This is a genomic window from Dolichospermum sp. DET69 (assembly GCA_017355425.1).
Classification (GTDB): Bacteria; Cyanobacteriota; Cyanobacteriia; order Cyanobacteriales; family Nostocaceae; genus Dolichospermum.
The window spans coordinates 3414313-3440540 of the sequence record CP070233.1 but is presented as its reverse complement, the minus strand read 5'-3'; the positions used below and the strand labels follow the sequence as shown (position 1 = coordinate 3440540).

The 26228-nt window shown below is 38.7% G+C and carries 24 protein-coding genes and 1 pseudogene; 9 read left to right on the top strand and 16 right to left on the bottom strand.

The window, feature by feature from the left end:
* The first annotated feature begins 121 nt into the window (after positions 1–121).
* The 3 genes from EZY12_15750 (at position 122) to EZY12_15740 (ending at position 2807) form a co-directional block, all read left to right on the top strand.
* Positions 122–805 (top strand): Crp/Fnr family transcriptional regulator, encoded by a 684-nt coding sequence (locus tag EZY12_15750; protein QSX66280.1) that lies wholly within the window; start codon positions 122–124, stop codon positions 803–805.
* A gap of 111 nt (positions 806–916) precedes the next feature.
* Entirely contained in the window at positions 917–1837 is a 921-nt protein-coding gene (locus tag EZY12_15745) for a class I SAM-dependent methyltransferase (GenBank protein QSX66279.1), read from the top strand.
* Complete coding sequence (locus EZY12_15740) at positions 1830–2807, top strand: PrsW family intramembrane metalloprotease (protein ID QSX66278.1); 978 nt, start codon at positions 1830–1832, stop codon at positions 2805–2807. The genes EZY12_15745 and EZY12_15740 overlap by 8 nt, the downstream gene beginning before the upstream one ends.
* Before the next feature lie 191 nt (positions 2808–2998).
* On the opposite strand, the gene EZY12_15735 is transcribed toward EZY12_15740, so the two are convergent.
* Positions 2999–4267 (bottom strand): 6-carboxytetrahydropterin synthase, encoded by a 1269-nt coding sequence (locus tag EZY12_15735; GenBank protein QSX66277.1) that lies wholly within the window; start codon positions 4265–4267, stop codon positions 2999–3001.
* Positions 4268–4390: 123 nt separating this feature from the next.
* Positions 4391–4682 (bottom strand): annotated as a pseudogene (locus EZY12_15730) (type II toxin-antitoxin system mRNA interferase toxin, RelE/StbE family).
* 405 nt (positions 4683–5087) lie between these two features.
* On the opposite strand from EZY12_15730, the gene EZY12_15725 reads away from it, so the two are divergent.
* Positions 5088–6149 carry a D-alanine--D-alanine ligase gene (locus EZY12_15725; GenBank protein QSX66276.1) on the top strand — a complete coding sequence of 354 codons (1062 nt, stop codon included), beginning with the start codon at positions 5088–5090 and terminating at the stop codon, positions 6147–6149.
* A gap of 90 nt (positions 6150–6239) precedes the next feature.
* Positions 6240–6797, top strand: coding sequence for a hypothetical protein (locus tag EZY12_15720; GenBank protein ID QSX66275.1), 558 nt, complete (start codon positions 6240–6242; stop codon positions 6795–6797).
* Positions 6798–7943: 1146 nt separating this feature from the next.
* Here EZY12_15720 and EZY12_15715 read toward each other — a convergent pair.
* The 4 genes from EZY12_15715 to EZY12_15700 form a co-directional block, all read right to left on the bottom strand.
* Positions 7944–8876 (bottom strand): alpha/beta hydrolase, encoded by a 933-nt coding sequence (locus EZY12_15715; protein QSX66274.1) that lies wholly within the window; start codon positions 8874–8876, stop codon positions 7944–7946.
* A 19-nt stretch (positions 8877–8895) separates the two neighbouring features.
* Positions 8896–9399 (bottom strand): DUF4112 domain-containing protein, encoded by a 504-nt coding sequence (locus EZY12_15710; GenBank protein QSX66273.1) that lies wholly within the window; start codon positions 9397–9399, stop codon positions 8896–8898.
* A 225-nt stretch (positions 9400–9624) separates the two neighbouring features.
* The gene (locus tag EZY12_15705; protein QSX66272.1) at positions 9625–10509 is read right to left on the bottom strand and encodes a YihY/virulence factor BrkB family protein; all 885 of its coding nucleotides are present in this window, start codon (positions 10507–10509) and stop codon (positions 9625–9627) included.
* 83 nt (positions 10510–10592) lie between these two features.
* Positions 10593–11033 carry a DUF2127 domain-containing protein gene (locus tag EZY12_15700; GenBank protein QSX66271.1) on the bottom strand — a complete coding sequence of 147 codons (441 nt, stop codon included), beginning with the start codon at positions 11031–11033 and terminating at the stop codon, positions 10593–10595.
* Between the two features lie 334 nt (positions 11034–11367).
* On the opposite strand from EZY12_15700, the gene EZY12_15695 reads away from it, so the two are divergent.
* Both EZY12_15695 and EZY12_15690 read left to right on the top strand, forming a co-directional pair.
* Positions 11368–11847: a hypothetical protein gene (locus tag EZY12_15695; GenBank protein ID QSX66270.1), complete on the top strand. Its 480-nt coding sequence runs from the start codon at positions 11368–11370 to the stop codon at positions 11845–11847.
* A gap of 204 nt (positions 11848–12051) precedes the next feature.
* Positions 12052–13173 carry a ferrochelatase gene (locus EZY12_15690; protein QSX66269.1) on the top strand — a complete coding sequence of 374 codons (1122 nt, stop codon included), beginning with the start codon at positions 12052–12054 and terminating at the stop codon, positions 13171–13173.
* A gap of 329 nt (positions 13174–13502) precedes the next feature.
* Here the strand turns inward: EZY12_15690 and EZY12_15685 are convergent, their stop codons facing one another.
* The 9 genes from EZY12_15685 to EZY12_15645 form a co-directional block, all read right to left on the bottom strand.
* Positions 13503–16364 (bottom strand): zinc-dependent metalloprotease, encoded by a 2862-nt coding sequence (locus EZY12_15685; GenBank protein ID QSX66268.1) that lies wholly within the window; start codon positions 16362–16364, stop codon positions 13503–13505.
* 810 nt (positions 16365–17174) lie between these two features.
* Positions 17175–18122, bottom strand: coding sequence for a F0F1 ATP synthase subunit gamma (locus EZY12_15680; GenBank protein QSX66267.1), 948 nt, complete (start codon positions 18120–18122; stop codon positions 17175–17177).
* Between the two features lie 95 nt (positions 18123–18217).
* Positions 18218–19738 (bottom strand): F0F1 ATP synthase subunit alpha, encoded by a 1521-nt coding sequence (gene atpA, locus EZY12_15675; protein QSX66266.1) that lies wholly within the window; start codon positions 19736–19738, stop codon positions 18218–18220.
* A 127-nt stretch (positions 19739–19865) separates the two neighbouring features.
* The gene (locus EZY12_15670) at positions 19866–20420 is read right to left on the bottom strand and encodes a F0F1 ATP synthase subunit delta (protein ID QSX66265.1); all 555 of its coding nucleotides are present in this window, start codon (positions 20418–20420) and stop codon (positions 19866–19868) included.
* Positions 20417–20983 (bottom strand): F0F1 ATP synthase subunit B, encoded by a 567-nt coding sequence (locus tag EZY12_15665; protein ID QSX66264.1) that lies wholly within the window; start codon positions 20981–20983, stop codon positions 20417–20419. Before EZY12_15665 ends, EZY12_15670 begins: the two co-directional genes overlap by 4 nt.
* 246 nt (positions 20984–21229) lie before the next feature.
* Entirely contained in the window at positions 21230–21661 is a 432-nt protein-coding gene (locus EZY12_15660; protein ID QSX66263.1) for a F0F1 ATP synthase subunit B', read from the bottom strand.
* Between the two features lie 183 nt (positions 21662–21844).
* The gene (atpE, locus tag EZY12_15655) at positions 21845–22090 is read right to left on the bottom strand and encodes an ATP synthase F0 subunit C (protein ID QSX66262.1); all 246 of its coding nucleotides are present in this window, start codon (positions 22088–22090) and stop codon (positions 21845–21847) included.
* Between the two features lie 169 nt (positions 22091–22259).
* A complete protein-coding gene (locus tag EZY12_15650; GenBank protein QSX66261.1) occupies positions 22260–23015 on the bottom strand; it encodes a F0F1 ATP synthase subunit A in 756 nt (251 codons plus the stop codon).
* Positions 23016–23101: 86 nt separating this feature from the next.
* Entirely contained in the window at positions 23102–23584 is a 483-nt protein-coding gene (locus tag EZY12_15645; protein QSX66260.1) for an ATP synthase subunit I, read from the bottom strand.
* Between the two features lie 244 nt (positions 23585–23828).
* On the opposite strand from EZY12_15645, the gene EZY12_15640 reads away from it, so the two are divergent.
* Together EZY12_15640 and EZY12_15635 are read left to right on the top strand one after the other, a co-directional pair.
* A complete protein-coding gene (locus EZY12_15640; protein QSX66259.1) occupies positions 23829–24296 on the top strand; it encodes a type I restriction enzyme HsdR N-terminal domain-containing protein in 468 nt (155 codons plus the stop codon).
* Complete coding sequence (locus tag EZY12_15635) at positions 24293–24961, top strand: hypothetical protein (protein ID QSX66258.1); 669 nt, start codon at positions 24293–24295, stop codon at positions 24959–24961. The genes EZY12_15640 and EZY12_15635 overlap by 4 nt, the downstream gene beginning before the upstream one ends.
* Here EZY12_15635 and EZY12_15630 read toward each other — a convergent pair.
* The gene (locus EZY12_15630) at positions 24958–26136 is read right to left on the bottom strand and encodes a class I SAM-dependent methyltransferase (GenBank protein QSX66257.1); all 1179 of its coding nucleotides are present in this window, start codon (positions 26134–26136) and stop codon (positions 24958–24960) included. The two genes, EZY12_15635 and EZY12_15630, sit on opposite strands and share 4 nt — an antisense overlap.
* Between the last annotated feature and the right edge of the window lie 92 nt (positions 26137–26228).

Here is a 26228-nt window from a genome sequence, read left to right as displayed (position 1 = left end):
AAAAACTTGGAATTCCCCCAAATTGCTAGTGATCTAGTTTAGGCTGGTAATGGGTCATTGATAATTGTCATTGTTTAATTGTCACCTGTTCCCTACTTGCAATCATTTCATACGTATATCCATGAAAATAGATATTGTTAGTGATACCTTTCCATTGCTAAGTACAGCCAGTCCACAAACTATAGAATGGCTATTCAACATAGCAACTGAACATGATTACCCCTCGGAACGGGTTGTTTTAATGGAAGATGCTTGGGGTAATGCAGTTTACTTGATTGTTTCTGGTTGGGTAAAAGTCCGATGGAACAAAGGGGATGAATCTATTGCCATAGCAATTCTAGGCGCTGGTGATTTCTTTGGAGAAATGGCCGTTTTAGATGAATCTCCACGGTCAACAGACGTTATTTCTCTTTCAGAAGTAAAATTACTCAGTGTTTCTCGAGAGCGTTTTATTCAAATCTTGTTTAAAGATCCACAGTTACATCATCGGATGTTACAAATGATGGTTCGACGAGTCCGGCAAATTAACCTCCGGTTACAAATGCGTTTGTCACCACCTGCGGTTAAACTCGCCCATACTCTAGTTAGTTTAGCCGATAGTTATGGTCAAGAATCAGAGCAAGGCAAGCAAATTTTTCATATTTCCCGGAAAGATTTGGCAGAAGTGACAGAAATCACCTGGGAAGAAACCACTAAAATCATGGAAAAACTCTCCGAAAAAGGATGGATTAACATTGATACTGCTAACAACACCATTGATCTAATTAACTATAAACAACTCGTGGTTTTAGCGACCAAACTCTAATCTTTTGACAGAGTAGAAACATTGAAAAAAATGCTAAATTAAACCAGATATCAACTCAAATCCCGTAAAAATGTCATAAGTTAAAAAGAGTGTCCACAAGAAAATTGATTTATGACTACTACTATCAAGACTGAGACTGATTTAGCTTCCCGCTTTGTCAATGGTATTTTGGCTATTAAACCCTTAGCCAATTTTGCTAAACATCAAGCTAGACAAATGATGATTAAACGGGCTGAAGAAATTGGTGTGTTTTGGACAAAGGAAGCAGAGAAACTCCAGGCTCGTGATTGGTCTAGCGATTTCGCTCAAGTCCAAAATCCTGACCTCAACTATCCAGATTACTACGTTACTTCATTCCACGCCTACGAAACCGGAAATCTTAGTTGGCAAGCGGCTTGTGAAGTAGAATCTGCGGCTCGTGCTGTCCATGCTAAAATTTGGCAGGAAACTGAAAGCCAAGGAGATGCTAAACTCCGCCAAAGCTTTCACGATATCCTGAAAAATTCTATTTTTGAGCAGCCACAAGATATTATAGATTTAGGGTGTAGTGTGGGTATGAGTACCTTTGCCCTCCAGGAAGTGTACCCCCAAGCCCAAATTACAGGTTTAGACTTATCTCCTTACTTCTTAGCCGTAGCTAACTATCGCAGCCAAGAACGTCAAGCAAATATCAACTGGGTTCATGCCCAAGCTGAATCTACAGGCCTAGCAGATGCAACATTTGATTTGGTTTCGATTTTTCTGATGTGTCATGAATTACCCCAGTCAGCAGCTCATCAAATTTTTGCTGAAGCTAGACGTATCTTGCGTCCCGGTGGCCACTTAGCAATTATGGACATGAATCCCAAATCGGAAATTTATAAAAAAATGCCAACCTATGTATTCACGCTGCTCAAAAGCACCGAACCTTATTTAGATGAATATTTCAGTTTGGATATCGAACAGGCCCTGATTGGGGCAGGTTTCCAAACTCCTACTATTACTAGCAATAGTCCGCGTCACCGGACAGTTATAGCTCAGGTAAGTGGCTAATTTATCTTTAGTCCTATGGGCAGTTATTCCCCCGCTGCTGTTGTTGTGGTTTTACTACCGCAGAACTCCTACTGCTCCACCTCTGTTAAGTCTACTAGTTTTATTCATTATTGGGGCTATATCTGGTTTTGTGGCTCTTGGACTGGAATGGCGCATGGAAACTGTCGCTAACTGGGTTTTAGACTGGCAACAGATACAGCGTCATTTTTTTGGTGTCGTTTTTCGACAGATATTAGCGATCGCTCCCATTGAAGAAGGTTGTAAATTAGTAGCAGTTATTGTCCCCATTTACTATCTACAACGTCATTATTATTTGCGAGCTACAACTGTTTTTTTATTTACCATAGCTGTAGCTTTAGGGTTTACTGCGGAAGAAACTTGGATTTATCTATTTCATGGCACATCTTCAATTCTAGAACGTAGCATTGGTACGCCAGTTCATGCTATGTTTTCTGCCCCTTGGGGATACGCTTTAGCCATTTATATTTCTGCTAGTAGAAGATCCAATCGATCTCGGAATTTGATTTTCACAGCTTGGTTAAATTCAGTTTTTTTCCATGCTTTAGTCAATATTTTATCTATGTCTGGGAGATTTTCTCAGCCCATATATTTACTTACTTACTGTTTTTTCCCCTTACTATTATGGCTATTTTGGCGGTTGGAACAACTTCTGCGAAAACTCCAGAGAAAACGTCCTTTACTGTTAATTTCTGGCTACACATCCTTAGCTCGGACTTGGCAAAGGGGATTAGTGTTATTAATGCTGTTATTGGGTGGAAATGCCGCATTTGGGTTATTGATTCTCGCTAGAAAAATTAGTCCTTTGCGGTGGGAACTTTTGTTTGAGCGGACAATTTTCTGGTTTATACTAGAGAAAATATTGCTAAATTTCTGGTTAGGAATTTTTGCTTGGTTAATTTATCGCTATTTACGCAATTTAGCTCGTCGTCGGTATTCTTTTAGATCATAAATTGATTAGTCCTTTATATGTCTAGTCACTAAACAAGAAGATATACATATAGTAATAGTATGTGAATTTTGAAACCTTTAAGTATTTATAGTATTTGTAGGGTGTGTTAGCCATAGCCGTAACGCACCCTAGGCTCTATCAAGGGTGCGTTAGCGCCAGCGTAACGCACCCTACGTCATGAAGGAAGGATTTTAAACTCTTGCTAATACTGGTTGAATTACTTCTGCATTAACAGATGTTGATTCAGAATCAGTAGTGTAGATTTCACAAGCGTTATTAGGACTTTCAACGAGTTTAACTTTATAAAGTGTTGCTCCTAATTCTTGAATAGGCGATCGCAATGTATTACTAATATAAAGAGCAATATTTTCCGCTGTTGGTACAACCCTACCAAAGAAAGCAACATCTTTATTGAGAAAAGTGTGATCAAATGGCTCAAGTACATAATCTGTAATTACCTGATTTAAAGCCCCTAAATCAATAATCATTCCCGAAGCGGCATCAATTTCGCCCTTCACAGTTACTTCTAGTTGATAATTATGTCCATGGCCATTTACACGAGCGCATTTACCATAAATTTCCGTATTTTTTTCCAAACTCAAATCAGGGTGAGCTAATCTGTGAGCCGCGCTAAAGTGAGTGCTAATATTGAGATAGGATTCCATCCCATTGCTAGTATAGTCTGCCCAGAGTTGATGACTTTCAAACAACTTAACATTGGATAGTTTCACCCCTAAGTCATCAATAGGTGATTCTAGGAGATGATTAATGTAACGGACAATATTTTCTGTGGTTGGTACAATATCGGCAAAATAAGGAATATCTTCATTTACACAAGAGTGATCAAATATTTTCACCACATAATCTTCTATCACTCGATTTAAAGCAGCGACATCCACAACCATACCAGTGCGTGAGTTTATTTCTCCTGATACAGTCACTTCTAAATGATAGTTATGTCCGTGTGTTTGCGTACATCTACCATACTTGTCAACACTGAGATTAGGCGCAAGACGGTGAGCAGCACTAAAATGAGTTCTAATAGTTAAATCAGCTTGTTTTCCTTCCCCCTGATAATCTGCCCACAGTTGAGGGTGTTCAAATAACTGGACGCGAACCAAGGGTAAATGGGGTGCTAAACGTTGCCAAATCACCCGCGCGATATTTTCCGTGGTGGGGAGAGTTTCTTGAAATTCTGTCCAGACATCATTGAGATAGGAGAAATCTAGTTGTCCGGTAATTTCCCCTTTAATAACGTGTTTCACATCAGACAAGTTCAGCACCATACCATATTCATCTAATTCCCCAATCATGGAGATGAATAAAACATAGTTGTGTCCGTGTCCGGGAAATTTCGAGTAAAGTCCAAATTTCTCTAAATTCTCGCTTTCACTCAGTTCTGGGAACCAATACCGACTAACTGCTGAAAACTGGTCGCGGCGATTAACAATACATTGCATAAGTATACTGGGAAGAGAATTTAATGTTTCTTAACGTTTCACTGTTTACAGCATAAACCAATTTGTTACAATGTCACAATCTACTCTTGACACTCTCAGGGCTAAAGCCGCTGAGTTTTACGCTTACCGCGAGGTCTTATAAACTTTACTCCTCTGGGCAATCAAAATAATTGTTACCAGTTTTAAATGATCATTAATTTCGTAAATAACTCTATAGTTACCTACGCGACAATAATAACAACTTAATAACTCACCTTTGAGGGATTTTATATTAAAATACTTATGAGCATCAATTTTTAAACGTTCAAAACATTTATCGAATTTTTTTGTAAAGCACCAGAAGCAGATTCCAAAAACTCCTGTGCATCAATATTACGACTGGATAATTAATATTTTTGTTTAAGTTTGTCAACAGAAATTACCTTTTTTTGTCAATACCTTAGCCATTTTTGTGTAGGTCGGGTTGAGCGAAGAGAAACCCGACGTATTTGTTGGGTTTCGTCCCATTGCTTCGCCAACGTTCACGTTCCACAACCCAACCTAGTAGTCTGTCAAGAACTAATTGACGGGTTCATTCGTTGCCATTTTGATTCTTCCTTCTTCCTTCTTCCTTCGTGTCCTTCGTGCCTATATCCCTCCGGTCTCGTCAGAGATACGTGGTTCGTTTCTTATCCGTCAAAATTTATTTGACAGACTACTAGGAATCAATGATTTTTTTGATTTGGCTAAGGTATTGACAAAAATTCCCTCTCTACTCTGCTGCCTATTCCCTTTCTGTGGTGATAATGGAAATTGCGAATCTGTGGAGATAGAGAAGATAATGACAAAGCTACGGGTGGGTTTGCTGTTTGGTGGGCGTTCTGGAGAACACGAAGTTTCAATAATTTCTGCGCGGGCGATCGCTAATGCCCTCAGTTTAGAAGATAATGCTGATAAATACGAAGTTTTACCTTTCTATATTCAAAAAGATGGTGTTTGGCAAGCAGGAGAAGTTGCGCAACAAGTTTTAACATCTAGTGTTTCCCAAGAACCCGTCACCACAACCCCTAATTTATGGCAATTTCCCACAGAAACAGCAAAAGTTGATCTTTGGTTTCCCATTCTTCACGGACCCAATGGAGAAGATGGCACAATTCAAGGTTTACTAACTTTAATGCAAGTTCCCTTTGTTGGATCTGGGGTATTGGGTTCATCTGTGGGAATGGATAAAATTGCCATGAAAATGGCCTTTGCCCAAGTGGGATTACCTCAAGTAAAATATATAGCTGTGACGAGGGCGCAAGTTTGGTCAAATGCTTGTGTATTTCCTCAACTATGTGATGAAATTGAAGCCACATTGGGCTATCCCTGTTTTGTCAAACCTGCTAATCTAGGTTCATCGGTGGGAATTACCAAAGTGAGATCGCGTCCAGAATTAGAAGCAGCTTTAGATAACGCAGCTACTCATGACAGACGAATTATTGTCGAAGCTGGAGTTGTAGCTAGAGAAGTGGAATGTGCAGTTTTAGGTAACGACAACCCCAAAGCTTCCGTTATTGGTGAAATTACTTTTGATAGTGATTTTTACGATTATGAAACTAAATATACCCCAGGAAAAGCCGATTTATTTATTCCTGCCAACCTACCAGATGTGGTAGCACGGCAAATTCAAGACATGGCTTTACAAGCTTTTGCGGCTGTTGATGCGGCTGGGTTATCTAGAGTAGACTTTTTCTATGTCGAAGCTACGGGAGAAATTTTCATCAATGAAATTAATACCTTACCAGGGTTTACCTCTACAAGTATGTATCCTCAACTCTGGGCTAATACTGGGATACCCTTTGCTCAATTAGTAGATCATTTAATTCAACTAGCAATTGAAAGACATTCTCCAGTGAATTAAGGGGATTAGGGAGAGGATATAATGGATTAAGTTAAAAGGGGAAAAATATGGATTTTTCCTCTTGCCATAACTATGATTTGCGTGATTGATATGATTAACGTGATGGATAATGAAAAAGAGTTAAAAAAAAATCAAAATACTAGAAAATTTCTAGTAAGTCTATTGAGAAATTACCGTGGGATATGGTTTTTGGGTTTGTTTCTAACGCCTATAGGAGTTACAATTCTTGCCTATAACCAACTGATTTATACTGGCTATGTACCACAGAAAGAACCAGAAGAAACCCCATTTATCCCTGTACAATCAACTATTTCTACATTTTCCGATACTAGTAATCCTCTACCTCTGTGGTTAATAATGGCGGTAATCTTCTGCTGTTCTACAGGTTCGTTTGTAATTTTCTACCTACTGCAAAATTCAAGAGAAAGCACAAAAACCAGTCAACGCGCTCGCAACAGTCAAAAATTGTCTTCCCAGAAACGTTATAAATCCACAAATTTTCCATCCTCACCGGCTGACAGAAAAAATTTGCTCATAATTTTACCACCTGAGAAAATCTATCCGCTCAATACCAATACATCATCTGTTGGCAACTTGCGGAACTTATGTAAACACAGTTCGCAACAACAAGATTCACAATTTCCCTGAAAACTTGAAGATACAAGAGTTTCAAAAAAATGCCAACTTGGCAACCAAGTTTTAATTACCTAAGTTACATTGATTCAAGATAAACAACTTTAAGGATGTGATTTTTAGGGTCTACTAAATATTGATTCTTTAATGGAACACTATAGTTTGTGCTAATAATTTTCGAGCATAAATAACAATGATTTACAAATAATTGATTGCTGATTTATTTAGTCAAAAATAATAACAATAATTAGGTTTGACATTTGCTGCGAAGGGAATATTAACCGCATATAAATACTGTTTTTGTTAAATGAACCCCCAAAATAACTAGCAGTATTTATATATATTCCCAAACGCTACAGCAGTAAATGTAGAGTGGGAGATTTTAGGCTTTTGGTATGCCTTCTCCCATTCTCTTTTTATTTACAGCAGTTCTTGATGGATTGACACTCTCAGGGAAGACAGCATTACTTCTCAAATTACCCCACCCTAACCCTCCCCTTCTAAAGGGGCTATGGTGTACACACATCTCTAGACAGGATGCTAAACGTGATCCGATCCCCCTAAATCCCCCTTAAAAAGGGGGACTTTGAAGAATTTAGCCCCCCTTTTTAAGCTACGGTGTACACACATCTCTAGACAGGATGCTAAACGTGATCCGATCCCCCTAAATCCCCCTTAAAAAGGGGGACTTTGAAGAATTTAGCCCCCCTTTTTAAGGGGGGTTGGGGGGATCTAAACGTTGTGGGGCAACTCTAGAAGACTTGTGTGTACACCGTAGCTCCCCGCAAGTGAGGCTACCGTGTACACACAAGTGATTGAATCGCCCCCTACCCCCCAAAATTGGGGGAACAAGAATTTTCAAAGTCCCCCAGCATTGGGGGATTTAGGGGGCGAAATAGGCCGAAACAAAGACAGGTAAGACCTGTGTGTACACCGTAGGCTCTTCGAGAAGGGGCTATGATGTACCTCATAACAGCAGGAAGTGCTGTATGGTAATTGGTAATTATCAATCAATACAGTTCAGTTAGTACCAAAAACCTCAACCCGCGTAGGTTGGGTTGAGGCTTTGCAAAACCCAACATTTCTGAGGTTGTGTTTGGTTTCGTTCCATTGCTTCGTAACGCTAATAACCCAACTGACAATTCTTTTTATGTTTGGGAATTAGTAATTAGTATCTTTTAAAAACTCTAAAATAGCTGCATTCACCACATCAGCAGAACCTGTTGAAGCGTCATGATAGCAATTCTGTAAAATTTGTAAGCGAGAATTGGGAAGATGTTGATGTAATTTTTCCCCATGACTAGCAGGAAACCAATTATCTTGATCACCCCATAATACCAAAGTTGGACATTCAATATTTTTGAGATTTTTTTGAATATTTCTCAGCATACTTGGCTGATTTGTTCGCAAATTCTCAATTTCTTTAGCAGCAATTTGTAAATCTTCGGCAACTTTTACCAAAGTTCCAGGAATTTGAATAAACGGATAAGTAATCCAGTAAATATCTTCCTCCGTTAACAATGAAGGATCATATAATACCTTACGTCTTTCTGTTCCCATAATTTCCCTAACTAAAGGTGCAAACCAATATGCAAGACGTAAATCATCAATTGCATGGATAATCTCTATTGGTGTTTGGGCAAGTAAACCCATAGACCAATGAGGTAAGGTTTCTGTAAAAATAGGGGCATTAATTACTACTAAACATCCAATTAAATCAGGATTTTCACCAGCTAATCCCAGAGAAATTAATGCACCTATAGATTCGGCAACAATTATCGGTGGTTCATTACATAAAGCTTGAATAATGCGTTTTAATTCAATAATTTGATGTCCATTTTCTTCTCGACGAGATACAGGTTTTTCTGAAAAACCAAAACCTTTGAAATCACAACAAATTACCCGAAAATGTTGTGATAATGGTTCGATACTATGCCGCCAATTATAACTCCAACTGCCTAAACCATGTAATAAAAATAGCGGTTTACCTTTGCCTTTTTCACCATAAGCTATTTGAATTGGATAGCCTTGAGAATCAGGAATAACCAGATTTTGCCGTCCTTGAGGAAAATGATCTTGCCACCAATCTTTCATGATTTTACAAATAAATAATTTAACTACCAGTGAAGATTTGCCATAATGTTCTTATTAATATCACAGGTATGGATACTAAGACAATAGCCAGCAAAAATAAACCAATACTAAAAACCAGAATAAATGATTTATCTGCTTTTTTATTTTGGTGCGGAGATTTTAAAGCTTCTTCCAATAAAATAATATTATAATTATTAGCTTTCCAGGCAAAATCAAACAAATCTCCTAACATGGGAATAGCCCCAACTAAGGAATCAACAATCACATTCATTACCATACGTCCTAATGTGGCTGTAGATACGCCTAGTTGTGCAGCTTCAATGATAATATAAAATGAAAAGATTAGTCCTAAAGCATCACCACCTATGGGCAATAATCCGATAATTGGATCTAAACCAATGCCTACTTGTGTTCCAGGAATGGTAATTATATTATCTAATACTCCACTAAATTGACGTAGACGCTTTAATCGAGGTGCATAACCATCAGGTGTAATAGCAATTTTTTCAGGAGAATTAGTCATTGTTAATAGGTTCCGATTTTTGAATGTTCAACTTGTATATTGTTTTATTTATATCTATTTGGTAAATTTGTAGCTAGTAACGCTTTTTCAAAATTTAGAATTTAGAATAAATACAGCATAAGCTTTTCACAGATTCGGAATGTGTTCATTAACTTACGCCGTATTGTACTAGATGGACTAGAGTTAAAAATGTGATAACTAATTCTAAATTCTAAATTCTAAATTCTAAATTCTAAATTCTAAATTCTTCATGTCTTCACCGACAGTTACATTTAATTGCTGTCCCAGGAGAAGAACAAAAGAACTCATCCATAACCATAACATTAAAACAATCACAGCCCCTACTGCACCATAGACTTTATTATAATTACCGAAATTACTAACGTAAAGACGAAATAACGCCGAAACAATTGCCCAAAGAATTGCTGCTAAAATTGCCCCTGGGATAATTGGTGTATTTGCTTTCCATTTACTCGGTCCATAGCGATAGACAAAAGCAAAAGCAGTGGCAACTGTACCCAACGCTAAAGGCCAACGTAAAAATTGCCAAATATGTAATAGAAATAGGAAATAAGTATTGCCTTTTACAACAATTCCTAAGAGTAAATCACTTATGAATACTAAAAAAGAAGCCACAACTAATAATAATATAGTCCCGATAGTTAAACCTATAGATATCAATTTTGCGTGCCAAAAAGAACGCATTTTTTTAGGGTGAAGTTGCTGAATTCTATCTAAAGCTGTCATGGCTGTACTAATTGCCCCAGAAGCTGCCCAAAGGGTAAGTACAAAACTCAGAGAAAATAAACTACTATTTTTAGAGTTGGCAATTTCGTGAGTAGCAAAATCACGGATTAATATCCAAGCTTCTTGAGGAACAATTCTACTCAGTTCTGTTGCTAGTTGAATAAATGTATTCCGTAAAGATTCTGCAAATAAGCCAATTGCTGTTAACAAAGCTAGAATTGCCGGAAATAGTGATAACATAGCATTAAAGGCTATTTCAGCAGCTAGTCCTAACAATCTTGTCTCGATTGTCTTTGCAAAAGTTTTTTTTAATGTGCGCCATGTCAGGTGACGAAAAAAGCGGAAAAAACTAGGCTGAAGCATAATTTTCAGTACCCCAATTTTAATAAAAACTTACATTACTAACTGGTTAAAATTACGGCTGTATTGATAGTATTTTTACTAAATTAATGTTTAGATAAATGTCTGATTAAGTACCATAATACAGCTATATTAGCTATGAAAACTAAAACTTTCAAAGTTGTAAAACCTTTAATTAGTTCAAATATTTCGGGAGGGATACTAATACCAACTAATCCGATCACTAATATTTTTGCCCAGGTTTTTTCATACCATAAACCCACTGCTTCGATTGCAGTTACTATGGCATATATCGCCATAGCAATACCACTAAATTTTAATGTTTGTGGTTTGATATTAATAATTTCTTCTATTAACCATTCAATAATTGTAAGTTTACCTTCCAATACATAAGAGTCAGAAAATGTCACAAGGGCATCATGTTTTTTTAATGCTAAAAGTAAAACAATAGATGTGGCTGTAAGTAGTAAAGCAACGAAACCTTTATAGATCACGATTGCTACTAAACCGGGAGGATGTTTATTCATATTTTTATTATACTTATTTGTCAATACAACAATAAGGAATTGAAAATTATTTCCTTCTTTTTAGTTTACGTTAACAATTTAGTTTATACTATATTTTATACTTGTAAAATTAAAAACAACATCAAACCAGATTCCTATATCAATACCTTAGCCAAATCAAAAAATTCCTTGATGCGTAGGTTGGTTTGAGGTACGTATCTCTACGAGACGCTCCGCGAACACGCAGTGTGCTGTAAGGCATAACCCAACAAATAAGTTGGGTTTCCCTTCGTTTAACCCAACCTACAAAAAAATGGCGCAGGTATTGCTATATTAACCACACTTAACTAAAATAATGACTGAAAATCTTGATCAACCTGCCTATTTAACACAAAAGTGGTTAGCTGAAATCCAGTCTCTGACACAACAGATGACACAATTTCAGCGTGAACGAGATGAATCCTGGGCAAGTTCGCAAAAATGGCGGCAACTTTATAATACTGAAGCAGAACAACGGCGTGCAGATACCAAAATACACCAGGAAATTATAGCATCTGTAAAAGCTGAAGTCCAAAAATTTTCAGGTATCAACGCTGAAACAGGAACTGATAAAACTACGGTTATTCAGCAACAAATTGCCCAATTTAATTCTATAGAAGAGTTGCAAACTCAATTATTAGAAGTTATTCAAGAACGTGATTGTCTATTACAAGCTTTGAAACTTGAACAAGAAAACCACACTCAAACTCGTAAGAGTCTGACTACAGCTTTAGGTGATGCTATTGATAGTTTAGCACGTTCAAGGGCAGAGAGTAAGGATGCAGAGGGCGCATAGAGTTAATTAACGGTAGCAAATTTAACTTGATAAATATCCTTTTAAAGTTAATTTCAGCCCTGAGAGTGTCAAGTATTGATGTAGATTTTTATTTTTATTTTTATCCTATCCCCCTGGATAGGATATTATGCTACAAATTAAAAGAGATAATCTAGCAATTGTCTAGGCTTGTCTCTCTGTTTTGGTTATCTTGAGGAACTTATTGTGGTTGCAACCCCCGAAAAACTGCACGCTACCCATAGTCACGAACATCTACCCAGTAAAGACCGTGTAGCCGTGTTGCTTATGGGCTATGGCGAAGTCGAAAGCTACGAAGATTTTGCTAACTATAACGAACAAGCTTTAAATTTACTCACGGCTAAATTTGCCCCTGTTCCTACTTGGATTTATCCCCCTTTAGCCAAGCTTTTGGCAATATTTGATCGTCATGAATGGGGACACACGCATCATGATTTCATTTCCCCACACAATGCCATCTTTGAAAGACAAAGAGCCGGGCTTGAACACGAATTACAACATAAATGGGGTAGTGGTGTTCAAGTTTTCAAAGCTTTTAACTTTTGCGCTCCTTTTTTACCAAACCAAGTTTTAGCCGAAATTAAAGATCAAGGCTTTAGTAAACTTCTGATTTATCCATTATTAGTTGTTGATTCCATTTTTACCAGTGGTATCGCTCTCGAACAAGTGAATAATGCTCTGGTAGAATTAGCTGACGGTGATGAACATTGGATCAAAGCTCAAAGATATATTCCTTCGTTCTACAATGAGCCAAAATATATTGATTTAATGGCGCATTTGGTAGAAGAAAAAATTCATGCTGATTTGGCTACAGGTTATCTACCTTCGCAAATTGGGATTATCTTGATGAATCATGGTTGTCCCCACAAAGCTAAAGGCTTTACATCTGGAATTGATGAAAGTCAAGCAATGTATGAGTTAGTGAGAAATAAGTTAATTAACAATTACCCGTTGATTTCTGTGGGTTGGTTGAACCATGATACTCCATTAATTGAATGGACACAACCAAATGCTACAGTAGCTGCTCAAAATTTGATTCAACTGGGTGCCAAGGCGTTGATATTTATGCCCATTGGTTTTGCCACAGAAAATCATGAAACTTTGTTAGATGTGCATCACATTATTCATGAATTAGAAAAACAACATCCAGATGTAGATTATTTACAAATGGCTTGTGTTAATGATGATCCACAATTTTTATCAATGGTTGCTGAATGGGCAAATGCACATATAGCAGAATTGATGGAAACCCAAGGAATGGCTGTTAATTCAGAATCAGCTAAAACTCATCATCATCATCATCATTAAGAAAGAATAGGAATCCTATTTCATTTTTAACTCGTAGGGTGGGCGTTGCCCACCAAAATTTTGTCTGAATCAGGATTTAAGGATTTACAGTATAAAAGCAATATCTTTTACATTCTAACATTGTCAGAATCAGGATATCCAGGATTTAAGGATTTACAGGATAAAAACAATATCTTCCTTAGAGACTTCCAATTAAAAAAATATCCCAAAATTTCTTGTGGTGCGGGCATCTGGTCCCCTAATAATACAAGGACGGGCAAGATGCCCATCCCACAAGATTGGATAGCGAAGTCCTATTCCCCCTGATGACACTAAAACTAGTAGTGACATCAATTCCCTACTAATGGTGCATTTAAAGTCTTATCAATGCGATCGCGTGTTTCTAATAAGAAAGCTTTGGTATACTCATCTTCAGAATTCACCCGTTTTAATTGATTATTTAACTGTTTGAGTTTATACCATGCTAAAGTTCGAGCATCTTCGGGAGCAGCTTCTTTTCGCAACACCATACCAATTAGTATTTCCAGATATTGCCGTTGTAAACCCCTTCGCAAACTAGAAATTTGCAATTTACCTTTAGGTTGCAAAACTTCCGACCAAATCCCAGTTTGTAAAGTATCAAATAATTCTGGCAATGTGAGAGATTTTCCTGATGCACTTTTGAGTTCTAGATCCTTAATCCGAGTTAAGCGATCGCTTGCAAATAAATCGCGCAACACCGCACTCTGCACTAATAACACTAAATCATGAATCGGATAATCTAATCGTCCTACTTGAATATTAGTTCCCCAATGTAGCCACCGAGAAGGTACTAATTTATTCAGTAACTCCGGGGGAAATTTCAAAGCATCTTCCGCAAAAACATACTTTTGCATCGTCATCAATGCTTGTCGCTGTTGTTCTACTGGCACAGGAACAAATGGTAATTGTCCTTTAGTATCACCCGGCTTAACTCGATAAAAAGACTGACCCCCAATGTATTTACTGGTATAGTATAGATTCTGTAAATAATTCCTCAAGATCGTATTAAAACGCTCCTCCACATCGCTGGAACTTTCTCCGTCCATAGGATAGCCCTTATTTAATCGTTCCCACATCCGTCGGGCATTATCCAATTGTAACTGAGAATAAACTAATACATTACTGCTATGATCCCAAGCATTCACAGTTGGATCACTATTAGAAACATCCTCATCAGGAGCATAACTCAATTCTCCTTGGTTAGATTGTCCAGCAATTGCTGCTAAAAATGACTTTTCCCCCATAGAAGTTGTCGCTTGACTGGGAGAGTAACCATACTGAATTGCCCATTCATCATAAAGTCCCACTTTCTGCGGAAAATAATCTCCCTGTTTGACACCCACAGGGGCAATATTGGGAGGAATATAATCCATAACAGATGTGGTCATCCCTTTAGTGCGGGTAATTTCTGGATTATTCATCTCCTCTGGAGAGAGTAAAGTGCTACCCCGAAAATTATGACGTAAACCTAAAGTATGACCAACTTCATGGGTAATAATTAAACGTAAATATTGGTGGATATAATCTTTTACCTGCTCTGGACTTGGTGTACTATTTCCTAACATTGACATTGCCAAAGAACCAAAAGCCAATTGATTGGATGCTTCCATGCCATAACATAAATCATAATCTGTCGCTAGTTTAGACAAATTGCCTAATGATTTGGGTGATTTCTGATTATCTTTGCCACACAAACGGCCATTATTAATTAATCTTGATAAAGAAGTGCGAGTTTGCGTAGTTTCAGATTGAATCATTTGCCGATAGTCATTTTTTAATAAGCGGACAAAACTACCATCAATCAGAATGTCTGCGTCCAAAATTTCCCCAGTTAAGGGATTCACACGGGATGGACCCATGGCAAAAAATCCATCTACGGTATTAATCCAACGGATGGTATTATAACGAATGTCTGCTGGGTCCCAGGTAGCATTATCAGGCATTTGTTGGACTTGAATAGCATCTTTAAATCCTGCTTTCAAAAAGGCTTGATTCCACATCAGAATCCCCTCTTTGATGGACTCACGATATTCTAGAGGAACAGCATTATCAATCCAAAAAACAATGGGCTTTTTCGGTGGAGAAATTGCGGCTGTAGGATCTTGTTTTTCTAAATTCCACCGATTAATATAACGAACGAAAGGATCTCTGCGTTCATCTTTCGATAAATCTTGATAAGCTGTGAGGAAATAACCTACTCGTTCATCAGCTAACCGAGGTTGATATTTGCTTTTTGGTAACTCTGACAGACTATAATGCACCTTTAAGGTAAAACCGCGACTATCAGCTAAGACATCCAAATTTTTGCCTTCCTTACCACCAGGATTAGCAAAATTAAAAATAGACTCAATTTCTAAATTATTGGGAAATACTTGAGCATTACCAAGATAAGCTTGTTCTGGACTAGCTGCTAGTTCTAAATTAGCAGCTAATCCCGCTAAATCTGTGAGTAATAAGTCACCTAAATCAATCAGAATGGTTTTTTCTTCTGAATGAATACTTTTAATAGGAATAGTATAAAGAACAGAATCACTAAATGATCTAGCTATGGATCTGGCTTGAGGATCTCCTTCACGAGTCCGAAAATTGACATTTCTCACAACAAACTGGATTTGATTATCTACCTTTTGAAAATAGAATAAGAAATCTTGTAATGGCATTCCACTATAAATACCCCGTTCCCCAATACCCGATTCTAAAGTTGAGGTAGCGATGAAGTTTTTTTGGAGTTGTTCTGGTTTAATTTCTAGATAGATTTTATTTTTATTTTTATGGCGATAAATGGTAAAGATTCCCTCTGATTTTTGAGTATCTTTGGTAACTTCTGCAAAATCTTCTAATTCATCTTCTTTAGGTGATTTAGATTCAGGTTTAGGTTTCGGTTTATCTGTTTCCTTATTAACCTGGAGAAATGGTTGTTTTCCAACTTGCTTTAAATCTTTAAATACCCAAACAAAATTTTGTATTTTTACCTGATTATTCTGATCAATAACTGCTATTTTGGAAGATGGTAGTTTTAATTGTTGAGAAATTTTATCCACATTAGTGGTTTTTCTCTCTATTTCTATATCTGAATTGCGGGGATTATTTATTAATAATTGAGCGTTAGCAGTTTCTATGGATATAAATAGACTATTAAACAAAATGAGAGATAAAGTAAATTTATTCATTTCCTAAATTCCTGATAATTATTGTTTGATATAGAAATAATATTGGTAGAGGTTTAAGGGACTTTTAAAACATCATCTAACACCCTACTACATACAGCGGTTTTCGCTCTTATGAGTTACATCTTAGCCCCCTCATCGCTTGCGGGGAGGGGGTTGGGGGTGGGGTTCTTGTACCTCATAACACAAAGGAAGTGCTGTATCTAGCTTTTTCCGTAATCTCGTCAAAGGTTAAATTTTAGCCCTTACGAGGATATACTGATATTTTAAAAAATCACTTATCTAATTTTACAATTTTTGTAACTTAAATATACAAAAAACAAGATTTATTTACTTAAATTGTTATGTTTTTGTAATATTTGCTCCCTATTTACAAATATTTCACAAATTCGCCATAATTTCAAAGTCAATGAGATTGCTTCAATTCTCTCTCTATTTATAGCCAAAATAAATTTTATAACAGATGTGGAGAATTTTATGAATATCTCTCCCTGCTACTCTCATACCATGATAGACAACTTTCGTCAACATCAGATTTATTAGTTTTGCCGCAGTTGCTGGCAAAAAATGCCGTTGTTCAAACAAAAAACTTTTTATCCACAACGTCCACTAGTTTTAGTTTAACTGTGTTTTAAATCGTTCATAATAATCGTGTAAAATCATTTTATATTAAACGAGTTTTAGAACATTACTAGGTCGCGCTTCGCTATCGTCTTATTAATAAAGATAGAGAATAAATTGAAATTTAATAATTATTAATAATTGATGATTGGTTATGGTTTATTTTCCAACCACCAATCATCAACCACCAAATTAAGTCAACGCTTCTGCACCACCAACAACCTCTAAGAGTTCTTGGGTAATTGCAGCTTGACGAGCTTTGTTGTAAGACAAAGATAGAGTTTTAATCAATTCACCGGCATTTTCGCTGGCGTTACTCATCGCTGTCATCCGTGCTGCTAGTTCACTAGCTGCTGATTCTTGTAATGACCGTAATAGCTGATTACTCAGATATAAAGGCAACAAAGAATCCAGAATTTGCACTGGATCTTGTTCAAAAATCATGTCAGTAGGTAAAGCAGTAACTGTACTAGCTACCTTTTCTCGTTCCACTTGGAATTGACCACCACGGCTAGTTAAGCGGAAAATTTCATCATCCGCTGCTTCTAAACCTTGGGTATCCAAAGGTAGAAGAGTTTGGACTACGGGACGAGAAGTAACTAAGGAGACAAATTTTGTATAAACTAGCTCAATCCGGTCTACTTTTTCCGAAAGGAATAGAGAAAGTAGTTCATCAGCAATATTTGTAGCTTCTGCGGCGGTAGGAATTTGTTCTAAACCGCTGTAGGTAGCAGCAATAGGCTGATTGCGGCGTTGGAAGTATTGGATAGCTTTGCGGCCAACCAAGACAAATGTATAGTCTACACCTTCAGCTTTGAGTTCCTTAGCCCGATTTTCTGCCCGGCGGATTGCGTTACTATTGTAACCACCACACAAACCTCGGTCGCCAGTAATTACCAACAAACCTACTGATTTAACTTCGCGTTTTTTCAGTAGGGGTAGGTCAACATCTTCAAACTTTAGTCGGGTTTGCAAGCCAAATAATACTTGCGCCAAACGGTCAGCAAAGGGACGGGTAGCAATTACTTGTTCTTGAGCGCGACGGACTCTCGCCGCTGCTACAAGCCGCATGGCTTCTGTGATTTTTTTGGTGTTTTTGACCGACTGAATGCGATCGCGTATTGATTTGAGATTAGCCATATTTTAGTCCTTAGTCCTTAGTCATTTGTCATTTGTCTTGTGTCATTAGTCATCAGCTATTTACTAATGACCAATGACTACTGACCAATGACTAATTACGCTGCTGCTTGGAAGGTCTTTTTGAATTCGGTAAGAGCCGCTTTCAAAGCAGCTTCTTCTGCATCACCAAGGGCTTTTGTACTTTGTACGCCTTGGAAATAGGCAGTGTTAACATTCTTCAAGTAATCACGTAAACCTTTAGCAAAGGTAGTTATTTGAGTAACAGCAATGTCATCTAAATAACCGTTAATACCAGCATAAAGAATTGCTACTTGTTCAGCTACGGAGAGAGGGTCGTTTTGGGGCTGCTTGAGGAGTTCCCGTAAACGGACACCACGCGCCAACTGGTCTTGAGTGGCTTTATCTAAGTCAGAAGCGAATTGTGCGAAAGCTTGTAAGTCGTCAAACTGTGCCAATTCCAGTTTAATCTTACCAGCAACTTTTTTCATGGCCTTGGTTTGTGCCGCAGAACCTACACGGGATACTGAGATACCGGGGTTTACCGCAGGACGGATACCAGAGTTGAACAAGTCGGAGGATAAGAAAATCTGACCGTCGGTAATGGAAATTACGTTGGTAGGAATGTATGCAGATACGTCACCAGCTTGGGTTTCAATGATAGGTAGGGCGGTCATACTGCCTTTACCCAATTCATCACTTAACTTAGCAGCACGTTCTAACAAGCGGGAGTGAATGTAGAATACATCTCCAGGATACGCTTCCCGACCTGGTGGACGACGTAACAGCAAGGACATTTGGCGATAAGCCTGAGCTTGCTTGGATAAGTCATCATAAATGATTAAGGTCGCTTTGCCTTTGTACATGAAATACTCAGCAATACTAGCGCCTGTGTAGGGAGCGAGGAATTGTAAAGTAGCTGGGTCACTGGCGTTAGCAGCAACAACTACTGTATAGTCCATCGCGCCTTTTTCTTGTAAGGTTTGGACTACGTTAGCAACGGTGGAAGCTTTTTGACCGATAGCTACGTAAACGCAAACTACATCTTCACCTTTTTGGTTAATGATGGTGTCAATAGCGATCGCAGTTTTACCAGTTTGGCGATCGCCAATGATTAATTCCCGTTGACCACGGCCTACAGGAATCATGGAGTCAATAGCGGTAATACCAGTTTGCATCGGTTCGTGTACAGACCGACGGGCAATAATCCCAGGTGCAGGAGATTCAATTAACCGAGTTTCGGTAGTCTTAGGATCACCTTTACCATCAATGGCGCGACCTAAAGCATCCACAACTCGACCAATAAGGGCATCGCCTACGCCTACTTGGGCAATTCTACCGGTAGCGGTTACAGAGCTACCTTCTTGAATACTCCGACCTTCACCCATCAATACCGCACCAACGTTATCTTCTTCTAAGTTTTGGGCGATACCGATTGTGCCATCTTCAAATTCTAGGAGTTCCCCAGCCATAGCTTTTTCCAAGCCATAAATCCGGGCAATACCGTCACCAACTTGTAGCACTGTACCAACGTTAGCAACTTTAACCTCTTGGTCGTATTGCTCGATTTGTTGTTGAATGATGCTGCTGATTTCGTCAGGTCTAATGGAAATGCTCATTTGTCAGTTGTCAGTTGTTAGTTGTTAGTTGTCCGTTGTCCGTTGTCTGTTGTCTGTTGTCAGTTGTTTTTCTTTACTACTGACCACTGACTAATGACTAATGACCACTGACATTTATCAGAACTTTTTAGTTACTGCTTAAACGCAAAGAGAGACGACGTAGTTGACCACGCAAACTAGCGTCAATTACTTGAGAACCAACCTTGATAATCACACCACCAATTAAGTCGCTGTCTATTTTGGTTTCTAATTCCACTTGACGCGCTTTGGTAAGAGTGATGACTTTTTCTGTAATTGCTTGCTGTTGAGCTTCCGTAAGCGGAACCGCAGAAGTAATTTCAGCTAATACAGTTTGATTTAGCTGGCGTAATAGCACCAAATACTGCTGTAAAATTGGTTCTAAGAAAGCAATCCGTCTTCTGTCAACTAACAGCAGTAAAAAGTTACGTAGGTAGGAGTTTCCACCTTCCCCAAGTAATTGTTTGAGAACATTTTTCTTGTTCTCTTGCTTCACAAATGGATTGCTTAAAAAGTTGGTGAGTTCTTGACTCCCTCTTAATAAGCCCAGAAAAGTCCGTGTATCTTCCCCAACCTCTTCTGTTAAGTTTTGAGATTGAGCAATGGATAACAGTGCCTGTGCATAAGGCTGAGATATTTCAGCAGTTGCTGCATCACTTTTCATATCTCGCCTCCCAGTTGTGCGATGCTACTAGCAATTAATCTTTGTTGAGCATCTTCGCTGATACCACCCTTGAGTTGTCCTTCAACTTTTTGCAGTGCTTTAGCAACTACCTTTTGTCGAAGTTGGGAAATAGCTTTATCTAGGTCTGCATTCAAATCGGATGCTGCGGTTTCTTTCAACCGGGCTACATCCAGAATCGCTTGAGCTAAAATAGCCTCTTTAGCTGCTGCGGCATTTTCCCCAGCTACTTGGGTGATTCTCTGTGCTTCTTGCTGTGCTTGGGTTAACTGTTTCTGGGCTGTTGCCAAAGAAGTTTGAGCTTCCCGCAAGCGTCCTTCTGTATCTTGAATAACGCTTTCAATATTTGAGCGTCTTTCATTCAAGATATTCGTTAAAACTTTGCGTCCAAAGTAGAATAGTATGCCAATCAGAATTACTAAGTTAATTAGATTGGTTTCCAGGATGTCTAGGTTTAGACCGAAACCGCCTTCTGCTGCGCCTTCTGCCATTTCAGAGTTAACAGCTTCTGCGGCAAGTAATAAAATATTGCCCATGTTACCCATCTACAAGTGCGCTGATCGCTTGGTAATTCGTTGACTTTTCCCGATAGGGAAAAAAGTGCCAATCTTTTGGACACTTAAATTTCACCACATTTTCAGGCAATGCCCTGATGTGTTTATGCTTTCGTAGCACCAATTTGGTGATATAACAATTGCCAACAGCTAGGATATCAATTAATCATAGAAATCCTTCCATAACAGGGTTTTACTCCTGAATTGGTGACTCGGTGACTCCTGACTCCTGTTATATTATTTCACCAAAGCAGGTCCTAATAGTTTTTCTAGAATCTGGTTGCTGAGGGCATCAACTTGTGCTTCTAGGGTTGCCATAGCTGTTTGCTTTTGCTGCTCTATTTCTCTAGCAGCTTGTTCGCGTTGAGCTTGGGCTTCCTGTTGAGCTTCAGCTATTTTTTGTGCCGTAATTTTCTTAGCTTCATTCTGGGCAGCTTCCATAGTTACTTGTGACTGCCTACGAGCGGATGCTAGTTGCTGCTCATACTCTTTGGTTAAGCTTTCAGCTTTAGCCAAACGTTCACGAGCATCAAGGTTATTGGTACGGATAAAATTATCCCGATCATCCAATACCTTAGTCAGAGGCTTATAGAAAATTGCATTCAACACAGCTGCCAGCAACAAGAATTGCAATGCCATTAATGGCAAGGTAGCATCGAAATCAAACATTTCTCTCCTCTTTGGCTGGAATAGGAATTTGCTTGGCTAGTAACGTGATCCAGCCGTTGATAATTTTACGAATCTCTTCCTAGATGATCCATAAACTGCCAGTTTTTAGAGGCGTGTAGATGTCCAGTTTTTTACTTGCTGTGACATCTTGCACGTCTCTAGATTAACAAAACTTTTTCGGTCTTAGGCAAAAGGGTTAGCGAATAGCAATACCAAGGCAATTACCAAACCGTAAATTGTCAAGGATTCCATGAAGGCTAAGGTTAAAAGTAGTGTGCCGCGAATTTTGCCTTCTGCTTCGGGCTGACGGGCAATACCTTCTACTGCTTGACCTGCTGCATTACCTTGACCAAGACCAGGTCCAATTGAAGATAAACCGATAGCGAGAGCAGCAGCGATAACTGAAGCAGCTTGTACTAATGGATCCATGACGATTTTCCTTGCTTTAACTACAAAAATTACAAATGTACGTAACAATCTAGATATGTGTTTTCACACGCTACTAGGTTCTTAAATCGCCGTAGCGATGTTTTGAGCAAGTTTGCTCGTCTGATAGGGCAACGTGGCGCAAGCCATACTGTACTATCAACTGAGGGCGTTAATGCTCCTCATGTTCTTCTTCACCGTGTCCCTCTAAGGCTTCATGAATATACGCCCCGGCTAGGGTCGCAAATACGAGGGCTTGAATGGCACTAGTAAATAAACCCAAAGCCATTACTGGCAAAGGCACAAAGAGAGGCACGAGTAATACCAATACACCCACAACTAATTCATCCGCCAATATATTTCCAAATAGACGGAAGCTTAGGGAGAGAGGCTTGGTGAAATCTTCGAGAATGGCAATTGGCAACAGAATTGGTGTTGGCTCAATATATTTCTTAAAGTAGCCTAGACCTTTCTTGCTAAATCCAGCGTAGAAATACGCCAAGGATGTGAGCAATGCCAATGCGACGGTTGTATTGATGTCGTTGGTAGGAGCAGCTAGTTCACCAGCAGGCAATTTGATTAGCTTCCAGGGAATTAATGCTCCTGACCAATTTGATACGAAGATAAACAAGAATAGCGTACCAATAAATGGTACCCAGGGGCGATATTCTTTCTCTCCGATTTGGTTTTTCGCTATGTCCCGAATAAATTCTAGGGCATATTCCATGAAATTTTGGATGCCGCTAGGAATTTTTTGGACGTTTTTGGTGGCAGCTAGTGATGCTATTACTAGGATAGCAATCACAAACCATGAGGTGAGAAATACTTGCCCATGTATTTTAAGACTGCCCAGTTGCCACAAGAAGTGATGACCTACTTCCAATTCGGCGAGGGGAAAAGCATTGAAGGCGTTTAATACACTAAGCATGGGCGTTGTTCAAGATTTTCCCAAAAAATTGCAAATGGGAGGATTGTCTGTAAGGGTTTAGTAATGCTAAACTCCTACAACTAGCTTTAAGCTTCAGGATTGAATACAGTTTGCACCAGATAGATGACGAGGGTAGCTTTGTAGGTGAGAAACCCCAAGAATATGGGCAGAATATGTAGCTGATGCCATTGAGTCGCCAATATAATCGGTATCATGATCAGAGCAAAACGATTTTTACTCAAACTTGGTTTTTCACCACCTAGCGTCTCAACATCTTTAGCCAGCATTTTTAAGTAAACCACACCTGTACACGCCCCAATGAAATAATTTAGGGCAATGTTTAATGAATAAAAAATCCACACAGAGATAAAAATAATCCCCGTCAACACAAGTGTGATTACTATCAACTTTTGATAAAGTTGATAGAACTCTCCAATAGAAGAACTAATTGGTTTTTCTACAAAACCAGATTCCTGATCTTGTTGTGTTGTCTGAGTGGGTGCAATTGATTCTTCTGACAAGCTCACAAGACTTGAAACCAGTACAGTTAAGATAAGATGACTGCACATTCAGTCACTTGAATCATATCACGATCCGGTAACACTACTTTAGAAAAAAACAATTAACTTATTTTTGGTCAGTTGTTAGTGGTCAGTTGTCAGTGGCAAGATAACTGCCTTGTTACTGATTTTTTTGATGAAGCGGGGGTTAGTAAGATTAGTTGTTGTTTGAGGAGATGTCTTACTCCGTCTAAGTTTAGCTTGACTTGGGCTAAAATGTTAGTCAATGTGGCAGAAGCATTATATTTAGTTTATGAAAACATCACATCCAGATATTATCGTCACTAGCCCAGATGGAGAATATTTGATGATTGTTGAAGTAAAACTCAATAATGTCAGTATCCATCATGAAAATGTTATTTTTCAGCTTGAACGCTCGATGATTGAGATTGGTTGCTCCCTTGGCTTGCTTGTAGCAGGAGAGCGTGTTATTGTCCTACGGGATTCTTTTGATGATTCTCAGGGTTCATCAATTCACGTAGTGGGTGAAGCAAGACTTCCAAATTATTTATTACCACCAGCAGATGAGCAATGGAGGGGAAAACCTTACCTTGAGTTTGAATCACAAGTTCAGCGATGGTTAGAGAAATTGAAACTTCAAACTAATGTAGACAGTTTACCAGATGATTTGAAAAATTTGTTTAGCGGACGGATAATCAATATTCTCCGACTTGGTGAAGTCAGGGCTGGTGGACCAAGGTGGAGTAAAGTTGCAAAATGAAGCCTCAAGCGGTTTTTGTCGAAACAAACTGGGTGGTAGATATTGTTGCACCTGCACATTTACAGAGTGTACAGGCGGCTGAATTGCTGTCACGTGCGGAAGCAGGAGAGTTTGAGTTACACCTACCTGCTATCTGTCTCACAGAAGCGAGGGAAACTATACCCCGACGATTTACTCCACGTACTGACTCTAACGATCTACGTAAATTTGTCCAATGGGCTAAAAGACAAGGGAAACTGACTACAGAAGATGCTAATGCAGCGTTTCGAGTTTTTGATAAGTTTGATGGATTGGTTACAAATGAATTAACAAAAGTTCCAGAAAGATTGAGAGAATTAGCCCAGCATCCACATTTGAATGTGTTTCCTCTTTCTGAGTCTATGCTAGAACGGCAAGTGTCTATTGGTGCAATGGATACTTCGTTAAAACCTTATGATATGGCTGTATTGGCGGCAATTCTTGTCAGGGCTGAGGATTTGCAACAACAAGGACATTCATGGGTAGGTTTTTGTGAACTAGATTCTGATCTTCAACCTTGGGATAAAAATGGTGTATTAAAACCTATTCTTAGTGATCTCTACAATGCTTCTCGAATCTGGGTGTATCGAGATTTTTTGGTGGAAGATGTAGATGAACTTCCCGAAGTTTGGTTCTCTTCTAATTAACCGGGTGTCAGTAAAATCATTTGTTGTTTCAAAAGATTTCTAACTCCATCTAAATCAAACTGTACTGTGGTTAAAATCTCCGCTATGGTAGATTTACCATCACAGCTTTTCATAAATTCAAATTCGACTATTGATAAGTTAACTATTTGGTAATCATAGTTAAATAAACATTGACTAGGAAAACCATCTATGCAAGGGTTCAGTTCGGGAATCGCAGTTAGTAGTGTGTTATCTGCTGACCAATCGGTTTTGGGTATGGGGGGACGACTGAGGAAAAACTCGTAATGAGTTACTTCTGGATTTAGTAATTCTACGAGACGATAACGTTGATGTTCTGTTAATTCTTCTGCTCGTTCAATTAGCTCTGGTGCTTTTTCTAGAAGCTTTTCCAGTTGCCAAAATCCAGGATTGGAAAAACCTACAAAGTCTAAACCAGAAGCATCTATTAATTGAAATAGTGTATCAATATTGTAATCAGTTTCCTGGGGATGTACGTACATATCGGCAAAACATTCATCCCGCTGGTTTTCCATTGCCCATCTTTCTTTTTCTCGCTTGACAATGCGGTTGTTTTCTGGTAAAGAAGCAAATATTTTTCGTCCGACTTGAACACCATCACGGTAGTCACCGCGTTTGTTACCTTGGAGAAGTGCGATCGCTTTTTGCATTAGTTGTATTTCCCATCTTCCCAATTCTCCATACACAAAGATGTGCATTATTCCACCTGGAGCGAGTTTTTTCGCTAAGGCTTGAATACCACGAATGGGATCTGGGAGATGATGAAGCACACCAACGCAATTAATTAAATCGAATTGTCCTGGTATCTGTTCTACATCATAGATACTCAGATGATGAAATTCTACACGGTCAGCACCGGAGCTTTGACAGCGTTTTTTTGCTACTTCTAATGTACCAGCACTTAAATCTATTCCTACTACCTGCGCGTGGGGGTTGAGATGGACTAAATATTCTGTTCCGACTCCTGAACCACAACCAGCATCTAAAATGCGGATATCTTGCTTTTGTGGTTTTCTCCCTGTGCAGAAGTTGTATGCAGCTAACCAATTCCAACGCCAATTATATCCTGGTGGTGGTTCGTCGAGGATGGGTTCAGGGGGGAATGGATAGGTGTCGTAGAGTTTCGCAACAGCAGCACTTACTTGGGAGTCGGACATATTCAGAATTAACGCAGCATCTCTGAGTTTAGCGGATAGGGGGATTAGGGTAAAGATTTAATCAATTCTCTAAATTCGCAGGGGTTTAGCAG

Excerpts from the sequence above, each read along its gene's own strand:
- atpA (QSX66266.1), bottom strand. The coding sequence starts at position 19,738 with ATGAGCATTTCCATTAGACCTGACGAAATCAGCAGCATCATTCAACAA.
- EZY12_15670 (QSX66265.1), bottom strand. The coding sequence starts at position 20,420 with ATGAAAAGTGATGCAGCAACTGCTGAAATATCTCAGCCTTATGCACAG.
- EZY12_15630 (QSX66257.1), bottom strand. The coding sequence starts at position 26,136 with ATGTCCGACTCCCAAGTAAGTGCTGCTGTTGCGAAACTCTACGACACC.
- EZY12_15705 (QSX66272.1), bottom strand. The coding sequence starts at position 10,509 with ATGCTTCAGCCTAGTTTTTTCCGCTTTTTTCGTCACCTGACATGGCGC.
- EZY12_15645 (QSX66260.1), bottom strand. The coding sequence starts at position 23,584 with ATGTGCAGTCATCTTATCTTAACTGTACTGGTTTCAAGTCTTGTGAGC.
- EZY12_15725 (QSX66276.1), top strand. The coding sequence starts at position 5,088 with ATGACAAAGCTACGGGTGGGTTTGCTGTTTGGTGGGCGTTCTGGAGAA.
- EZY12_15665 (QSX66264.1), bottom strand. The coding sequence starts at position 20,983 with ATGGGTAACATGGGCAATATTTTATTACTTGCCGCAGAAGCTGTTAAC.
- EZY12_15685 (QSX66268.1), bottom strand. The coding sequence starts at position 16,364 with ATGAATAAATTTACTTTATCTCTCATTTTGTTTAATAGTCTATTTATA.
- EZY12_15735 (QSX66277.1), bottom strand. The coding sequence starts at position 4,267 with ATGCAATGTATTGTTAATCGCCGCGACCAGTTTTCAGCAGTTAGTCGG.
- EZY12_15640 (QSX66259.1), top strand. The coding sequence starts at position 23,829 with ATGAAAACATCACATCCAGATATTATCGTCACTAGCCCAGATGGAGAA.
- EZY12_15650 (QSX66261.1), bottom strand. The coding sequence starts at position 23,015 with ATGCTTAGTGTATTAAACGCCTTCAATGCTTTTCCCCTCGCCGAATTG.
- EZY12_15750 (QSX66280.1), top strand. The coding sequence starts at position 122 with ATGAAAATAGATATTGTTAGTGATACCTTTCCATTGCTAAGTACAGCC.
- atpE (QSX66262.1), bottom strand. The coding sequence starts at position 22,090 with ATGGATCCATTAGTACAAGCTGCTTCAGTTATCGCTGCTGCTCTCGCT.
- EZY12_15660 (QSX66263.1), bottom strand. The coding sequence starts at position 21,661 with ATGTTTGATTTCGATGCTACCTTGCCATTAATGGCATTGCAATTCTTG.
- EZY12_15720 (QSX66275.1), top strand. The coding sequence starts at position 6,240 with ATGATTAACGTGATGGATAATGAAAAAGAGTTAAAAAAAAATCAAAAT.
- EZY12_15710 (QSX66273.1), bottom strand. The coding sequence starts at position 9,399 with ATGACTAATTCTCCTGAAAAAATTGCTATTACACCTGATGGTTATGCA.
- EZY12_15680 (QSX66267.1), bottom strand. The coding sequence starts at position 18,122 with ATGGCTAATCTCAAATCAATACGCGATCGCATTCAGTCGGTCAAAAAC.
- EZY12_15635 (QSX66258.1), top strand. The coding sequence starts at position 24,293 with ATGAAGCCTCAAGCGGTTTTTGTCGAAACAAACTGGGTGGTAGATATT.
- EZY12_15715 (QSX66274.1), bottom strand. The coding sequence starts at position 8,876 with ATGAAAGATTGGTGGCAAGATCATTTTCCTCAAGGACGGCAAAATCTG.
- EZY12_15745 (QSX66279.1), top strand. The coding sequence starts at position 917 with ATGACTACTACTATCAAGACTGAGACTGATTTAGCTTCCCGCTTTGTC.
- EZY12_15695 (QSX66270.1), top strand. The coding sequence starts at position 11,368 with ATGACTGAAAATCTTGATCAACCTGCCTATTTAACACAAAAGTGGTTA.
- EZY12_15700 (QSX66271.1), bottom strand. The coding sequence starts at position 11,033 with ATGAATAAACATCCTCCCGGTTTAGTAGCAATCGTGATCTATAAAGGT.